At 44.0% G+C, this 7,073-nt stretch carries 5 protein-coding genes; 3 read left to right on the top strand and 2 right to left on the bottom strand.

What is annotated here, in order from left to right; all coding sequences use genetic code 11:
• Positions 1–275 precede the first annotated feature (275 nt).
• A complete protein-coding gene (locus Q0C15_RS02160) occupies positions 276–722 on the bottom strand; it encodes a hypothetical protein (protein ID WP_297215536.1) in 447 nt (148 codons plus the stop codon).
• 196 nt (positions 723–918) lie between these two features.
• Here Q0C15_RS02160 and Q0C15_RS02155 point away from each other — a divergent pair, with 196 nt between their 5' ends.
• Positions 919–5,052, top strand: a complete 4,134-nt coding sequence (locus tag Q0C15_RS02155; RefSeq protein WP_297215533.1) for a protease pro-enzyme activation domain-containing protein — start codon at positions 919–921, stop codon at positions 5,050–5,052.
• A 46-nt stretch (positions 5,053–5,098) separates the two neighbouring features.
• On the opposite strand, the gene Q0C15_RS02150 is transcribed toward Q0C15_RS02155, so the two are convergent.
• Positions 5,099–5,467 (bottom strand): hypothetical protein, encoded by a 369-nt coding sequence (locus Q0C15_RS02150; RefSeq protein ID WP_297215530.1) that lies wholly within the window; start codon positions 5,465–5,467, stop codon positions 5,099–5,101.
• A 360-nt stretch (positions 5,468–5,827) separates the two neighbouring features.
• Between Q0C15_RS02150 and Q0C15_RS02145 the strand changes: the two genes are divergently transcribed.
• On the top strand, positions 5,828–6,283 hold the full coding sequence (locus tag Q0C15_RS02145) for a chromate resistance protein ChrB domain-containing protein (RefSeq protein WP_297215527.1): 456 nt from the start codon (positions 5,828–5,830) through the stop codon (positions 6,281–6,283).
• A gap of 694 nt (positions 6,284–6,977) precedes the next feature.
• A partial coding sequence (locus Q0C15_RS07995) for a zinc ribbon domain-containing protein (RefSeq protein WP_367181942.1) occupies positions 6,978–7,073 on the top strand: 96 nt, incomplete at its 3' end.

Genomic DNA, 7,073 nt, shown 5'->3' with positions numbered 1-7,073 from the left:
CGACAAGAACGTCCGCAACCGCCACAGCCGGCAGTACGGTTGCAACCACTGCTACTAATACCAACATCATCTTCCTATTCATTTTCTTTCACCGTTTGCTCTTTCGAGCACAATTAAAGTAAGCGGTCATTATATTTAATCGAAAAGAACAGATAATATGTAGTATCGTTACTAATCTTGCATACAGAACACTATTTCATTCAAGATATACCGGAAGACGGAGAAGTTTCAATCATCAAGTATCAGCGTGTCTTTAGAATGACATTTCATGATATCTAAGGTTGAAATATGGAAACTATGAGTGGCGAAATGATCACCATCATCCTTGCGACTAAAATTCCAAGATCCGTGAGGTGTATATAGATCCTGTGGTTTATTTTTATCTCTTCAATAAGACCTACTTTTTTCATTCCAACAAGCAAAGAGGAACCTGTGCGGAAATTCATACAGCTCCTGTGCAGAAGTTCTGTCTTGGTCAGAGGCCTGTCCAAAGCCATCAATGTTCTGATAACCCTGTATACCTCGGAGAATCTGTCCCTGCTGACAATGTAATTTAGGTTCTTTTTCCTTGATGGAGGCGAATCATTAAGTGCGATAGCTACGTCAAAAGAAGGGGATGGGATAGGTATGCTATGATCAACTCCTTTTATAGCGATATTGGCAAATTTCTGATCAGCTTCTGCCCCAGAACCTTTCGCTTTAAGCGGAACGGAAGGATCCATGATCAATTACAATAAAGTACCTTATATAATGCCTATGTAAGCTTCATACTTATCTCTGGTAAGTATTATTTTCATATATCCTCTATGAAACAATGAAAAGGCGCGAATTTCCGATACCACTTTATTGCTTATTCTCTGTAAGTTCTTTCCGTTCATAACGGATTTGAACGAACATCCCATGTTTTCATGGTCTCTTATGAATTCAAAAGACATAGGATTTACGATTGGAGCGATATTGATCGTTGCTCTGTCTCTCCTGGCTTTTTCAGTAGCCGGAAGCGGTTTTAATCCGCAGACAATGAGCGGTCCCAATGAGCAGCCGCTGATCGCACTCAGTGGATCATCACTGAATCAGCAGACTGGAAACCTTTCATCCGGATATTCGCTAATACCGTATCAGAGTGCATACGATCCCTCGGCTGTTATAAGCGTTTTCATTGCACTTGAGCCCAGCGGCGATATGCAGGCATACGTGAATGGGCTCTATGATCCCAGTAGTCCCTACTACCATCAGTTTCTCACTCCCTCGCAGATAGGCAACAGGTTTGGTGTGAGTCCATACGTCTACGGCGAATTTGTCCAGTACTTCGAGAGTTATGGCATATATGTTTCACAAAATCCCAGTCGCCTTGATCTATATCTAACAGGAACTGTTTCGCAGTTCGAAAACGCTTTCCACACAACGATCCAATCCTTCAGATACCAGTACACATCGAATGGCATTTGGAATCCATTATTTGGTAACAGCAGTGCTGCAAAGGGATCCATCACATATTCTCAACCATTCTATGCTGCCACAGGCGATCTGAAACTGCCCAGCGATATTGAACATTATGTCTCTGGCATCTCCGGTCTGAATGGTCTCTTCGCACAGCCAGATCTTATGCTTCCCTATGGGCTTTCTCCCACCATGGTTTCTGCTGCTGGTTCCGGATCTGGCAACAGCGATCCGGGCGTGACGTACATTCCGTCAATAAACAACATACAGAACCTGACATATGCAAACTACACGTGGGCAACGCCTGCAGCTGTCGGCCCGGTACTCGGCTTCCCATCTGATCTAGGCAACTATCAGTTCGTATTTCCAAGCACTATGCATATACTCACCGGCGCAGAAAATCTCTGGAACGGGGCTGATGCGATACGCGAAAGTCCCGACCTTGGACAGGGAATAACCGTAGCCGTGATTGAGGTTGGATTCCCGATCCCGTCCGATATGGCTCAGTTTTCTCAGCAGGTATTCGGAAATCCAAACCAGCTTCCTGACAGGCTCACGTACATAGGTGTAGGCATACCGTCAGTGTTTGATGGCATAATAGACGGCTTCAACTATGGATGGACTCTGGAAACCGAGCTGGATATAGAGTATATCGCGGCCATGGCCCCTATGGCGCACATTGACGTTGTAGCTGTGCCTAATCCAGAATTCTCCAGCTTCGATAATGCATATCAGTTTATAGCGCAGTACCTTGTCAACAACGATCCTGTTTCCGCAATACCCAGCGGAAACATCGTATTTGGACCTACCGCCGGCGCCACAAACATAACGATAACAAGCAATTCATACGGTGCTCCGGAATGGGAAGCAGTATTCCTGGGATCGCCGATGTACGTTACGGTTGAGGATGAACTGCTTGCACAGCTTAACGCGGTTGGTGTTACTAATTTCTTTGCCTCTGGAGATGAGGGATCGAACTTCATGGCCGCATCACCGTCCATGCCATCTCAGTCGCCGTTTGCAACATCGGTTGGTGGTGGTCAGGCAACCGCTGAATCGAATGGCGTTGAGTTCCCATTAACTAACGTGATCGTAAACTACAGCATATTTGGAATATCCATACCTATGTACGTTACATCGGCGACAGGCTTGGCCAGCTTCACATACTGGAGCTACGGGTTTGGCTTCGATGGTACTTTCAAGGGAGAAATAGGTGGTGGTTTCGGAGAATCAGTTATGGAACAGCAGCCATGGTATGAAGCGGGCCTTGACGTGTATGAGACCGGAGCATTAATAGATCCAATAGTATCCGGCCCGGCTGCCTTCAATATGTCCATATATGGATTCGGAACATGGAACCTCTTCTATGGGGGTACATCATTTGCAACACCGATAACTGCAGGTGAATGGGCTCTTATAGAAGAACAGGCTTCCATGCTTCCATCCGCGACTCCAAAGATGGGCAATGTAAATCCACTGCTGTTTGAAGCTCACAATGCCTATAACGCCAACGTCCCCGGAATCTCCAATCCATACGTCGATATGATAAATATAGGTAAGGGTTTCAATTATGGCCCCATCAACGACTATTCGTGGTACCTCTTCAACCTCAGCATCAGCGAGCCCAGCGATCCTGTGCTTCCTGGCTGGTACGCGACCTTATTCAATCCTGCCGGCAGTGGCTGGAACTTCCTGCAGGGCCTTGGATTCATAAATGCCGCGGCAATGTCTAAAGATCTTATAGGCACGGTTTCTGAGGAGGGCTACTCGCTTATCAATCCTGCCTTCAGCGTGATGATGGTGACTCCGTCTGGCCTATCGCCATTCACAACCCTTACGTCTGGACAGATGTATACATTCAGGATAGTGACGTCCAATGGCGCGGTTGCAGGCAGCAACTACATGATAGATGCATTCAGCGGTGGCGTCATGACCCAGATAACACCCAATGCCACAGGCTTCTTCAACTATACGCCATCATATTCAAAGCTAAGCTTCCTGGGCAATGCAACCGAATACGGTTATTTCCTAGTCTCGGTGATGAACTCTCCTGTGGTCATGCCGGCATGGGATTTCCAGCAGTTTGGAGTTTCACAGCCGATGGCCAGCGGAAACCTAGTGCTGACCGTAACGAATCCCGAAGGTGTTGCGGAGACGGGAACAGTTGAAATACCGATGTTCACCACAACGCTGACAGGCTTCTACAACACCTATGGAATTGGGCCAGCGGAAGTTATGCTTAACGGGGAGCCCGTAGCTAGCGCAGTAGTCTCAGAAATATCCGTTAATGTTAGCCAGTTCTATCTTATCGATCCAACGATGCCGGTATCGTCCTACGCGCCAGGTGTCACCTTAGGGCACTTCCTGACAGATGCACGCGGCAATTTCGTCTTCTGGACTGATGCACTCCTTGCGGAGACAAACGGCACGCTCCTCACACAGGTAGTACAGCTTAGGGCCACCTACGATGGACTTACCTCTAACACCGTCACCGTATATATAGAACCTCAGGCTGGAGACTTCATACCCAGTATCAACTACGTTCCAGGTCAATACATATCTGGAGTTGTAGATTTCGCAGACATGAAATACGTAAACTACGTCAATATATCTATCGGATCCATGCCAGGCCAGTACACTAACGTGAGCTATCCACCGCTGTTCTTCGATAACAGGGCCAATACCACAGTGAGCGGTATATCAAATGGCTACATACCTTTCAACTTCACGGTTCTGCCACCACCCGGACAGACCATAATGCTGAATATGACGGCTTCTGGTATCAACGATCTGAGCGTGTCATTCAGCTTCTTCGGATTCACCTTCCTAATATACGATATACAGCACCCCATCATATGGCATTATACGCTGCCTGTTAGCAATCCTGGGCCAGATCCATCTGCCTCAATATCTGGATCTCAGAATGGCATAGTTTCTGGATCCTTTGGAATATCATATTCCTCATCATGGCCTGGTAGCAATATTGAGGGCAAACTAAACGTTTACAGCAGCTCCAAACAGATGATATTGACGCGCAGTGGAACATCTGGAAATATAAAAATAAACACCGAATCTCTCAGTGATGGATACTACTATGCGGTATTCACTGTTTCCACACCAACTGGTCTTTCTGCATCTGCAACGTATGGATTCTTTGTATACAATGATGTGTATAATCTTCAGAATAATCTAACAAGTGCTGAGAAGGCTATCGCATCATATTCATCGACTGCCACAGGTTATTCCTCGTCCAGCGCGTTAAAGTCTTCATTGATTGCTGCATTGATGGATCAGTTTAACCAGAGTGTGAAGGATCTCAATACACTTCAGGCGCAGGCTGAGGTGCTTTACAGCAGCGGTATGATAAATTCAACGACATACAACACCGTTCAGACACAGATATCTTCCTATAGATCGGATCTTAAGACCTATCATGCTGAGATAGCTTCAATGGCTGAACAGCTGGCTGACTCACAGAACGTAAGAAGTTCTGGCATATTTGGCAGCTATCCCACGGGTCTAATCGCAATGATCTCGTCCGTAATAATAGCGGGGATAATACTAACGGTCTCCATCGCTCTTATAATACCCAGAAGAAAGAAAATAAAATGATAAAAATCTGAATATTGAGAACAGTTAAAATTTCATTTATTTCGAATTATTTTGATCCTTTTTCAAGATATTGCTTGATCTTGAACCTTATGCAGTCCATGAATCTGTCATGATGATCCGATCTTTTCTTTGCGATGTAATCCAGAGCAAGAGGATCATCTAATATCTCCAATATATCCTGCTTGACAAGTTGAGATATCTTATTGACATCGGGCGATGATGATACCTTTCTTCCCTTCACCATTTTTTCTATAAAAGGATCTGTTTCAATGATCCAGTTTTTGATCATTCTTTCAATTTCTTCTTTGCGCAATGAAAGCGTTTTCATTATCTGCTTGACAGATTTATTCTCACATCTCAATTCTGCAACCATTTCTTCTGTGTTTTTGCTCCGGTCATGATCTTTTTCAGCCATGCGGATTATCACCATGAGAGACTTCAGATACTTTATAACTTTCTAAGATATCAACACCATTCTAAAATATGTCATGAGCAAAGAAGATCCAAGTGAGCTACTCCTAAGCTAAAGCATCGGATCTTCCTGCTTCAACGACTGAGATCTGCCTGTATGGATATATTCCGACAAGCCTGAAGTAGCGATCTTCACAAGCGTGTATTCGGACTGCGCCGGCTATATTATTATAAATCTTGTAAAATTCTCTATTAACTATTCCAGTGGAAAACCACGCATATATCATCGCGAAAGCTATCGAGATTTATCGCTTCTCTAGAATCATAACATTCCTTTAAATATGCATGATCCCTAATCATAATTATGAAATGGATAACGAGAGAAAGAGCTATGGTGGATAGAATTGCCTGTCCTTGGCTGATAAAAAGGTTCATTGATCCTGATGCTGAATTTATCTATGTTCCGCCTCAGGAAGTATTGAAAAGAGCTAAAGAACTTAATGCCGTGCCATTCGATGTCGAAAATGTAGAACTGACGCATTTCAGGGAAGAAAATGAAGAACGAGTGAGTTTTGACGCGTTTATCAAAAAGTATAACCTACGAGATCCTGCTCTCCTTGAGCTTGCGAGGATAGTCAGAGGCGCTGATGCAAAGATCGACAACCCCCCTCCAGAAAGCCCAGGATTGAAGGCGCTGGCGCGGGGATTCAGGGAAATTGCGAGAGATGATCTGGAAAATATAAAACTACAGTTTCCTGCATATGATGCACTATACGCATATTGCAAGATGAAAGTAGCTGCCAAAAATAATGCTTTATAAGAATACAGAAAATCTATAAATACAGGTTAATTTGATTTTTTTGATCAGATTGAATTAATACTCTATATGGCTTATAATACTATTAATAATTAAGATTACATGTAACTTCAAAGGTATCATCTCATTGAAAACCGATATTGAAAAATTGCCGAATTATTGAATGCTGAAGAAATAGGATTCGTTGGGTTCTATGAAGTCGATAAAAAGATTGTGATAAGGAGGATTGAATAAGTTATCTATCTTCCCAGTAAACGCTCGATGGCTTTCCTTATCCTCATTAATGTCCACTTATCTATCGCCCTCTGTCCCGTGACCTGACCCGATAGCATGCGCGGCAGACTATAGTCAGAAGAGTCTATATTTATAGGAAAGTTAGGGGGTTGGGCGGAACTGTAAAACTCTTTCTTCGCACAAGAGATGCACGAACTTCCCCCAATTGGGATAATTTATCAATAAGTTAGCTAGACTAATAATAGATGTTCAGGACTATTAAACTAAAACTACCATACAATAGATCATTAATTGAAACAGTGAAGCAGTTCAGGGATGCATGTCGGTTGGTTCTGGATTATGGTTTTGATAACAGGACGTCCAAGTTCTATCCTGACTCACATGCGATATCCCTCACCACAGTACAGGGCAGGCTAGCATATCAAGTGGCGCATTCATCCCTGATCGATAAATACAGGGGTGAATACACAAATGCAGGAACTGCGGATTCGAACTCAATGCGGATCTTAATGCCTCAAGGAACATCGAAGTGCTCGGTACATCTGAGTACTTCAGGCTG

The sequence above is a fragment of the Thermoplasma sp. genome (assembly GCF_023256435.1).
GTDB lineage: Archaea > Thermoplasmatota > Thermoplasmata > Thermoplasmatales > Thermoplasmataceae > Thermoplasma.
This window is presented reverse-complemented; position numbering and strand designations above follow the sequence as displayed.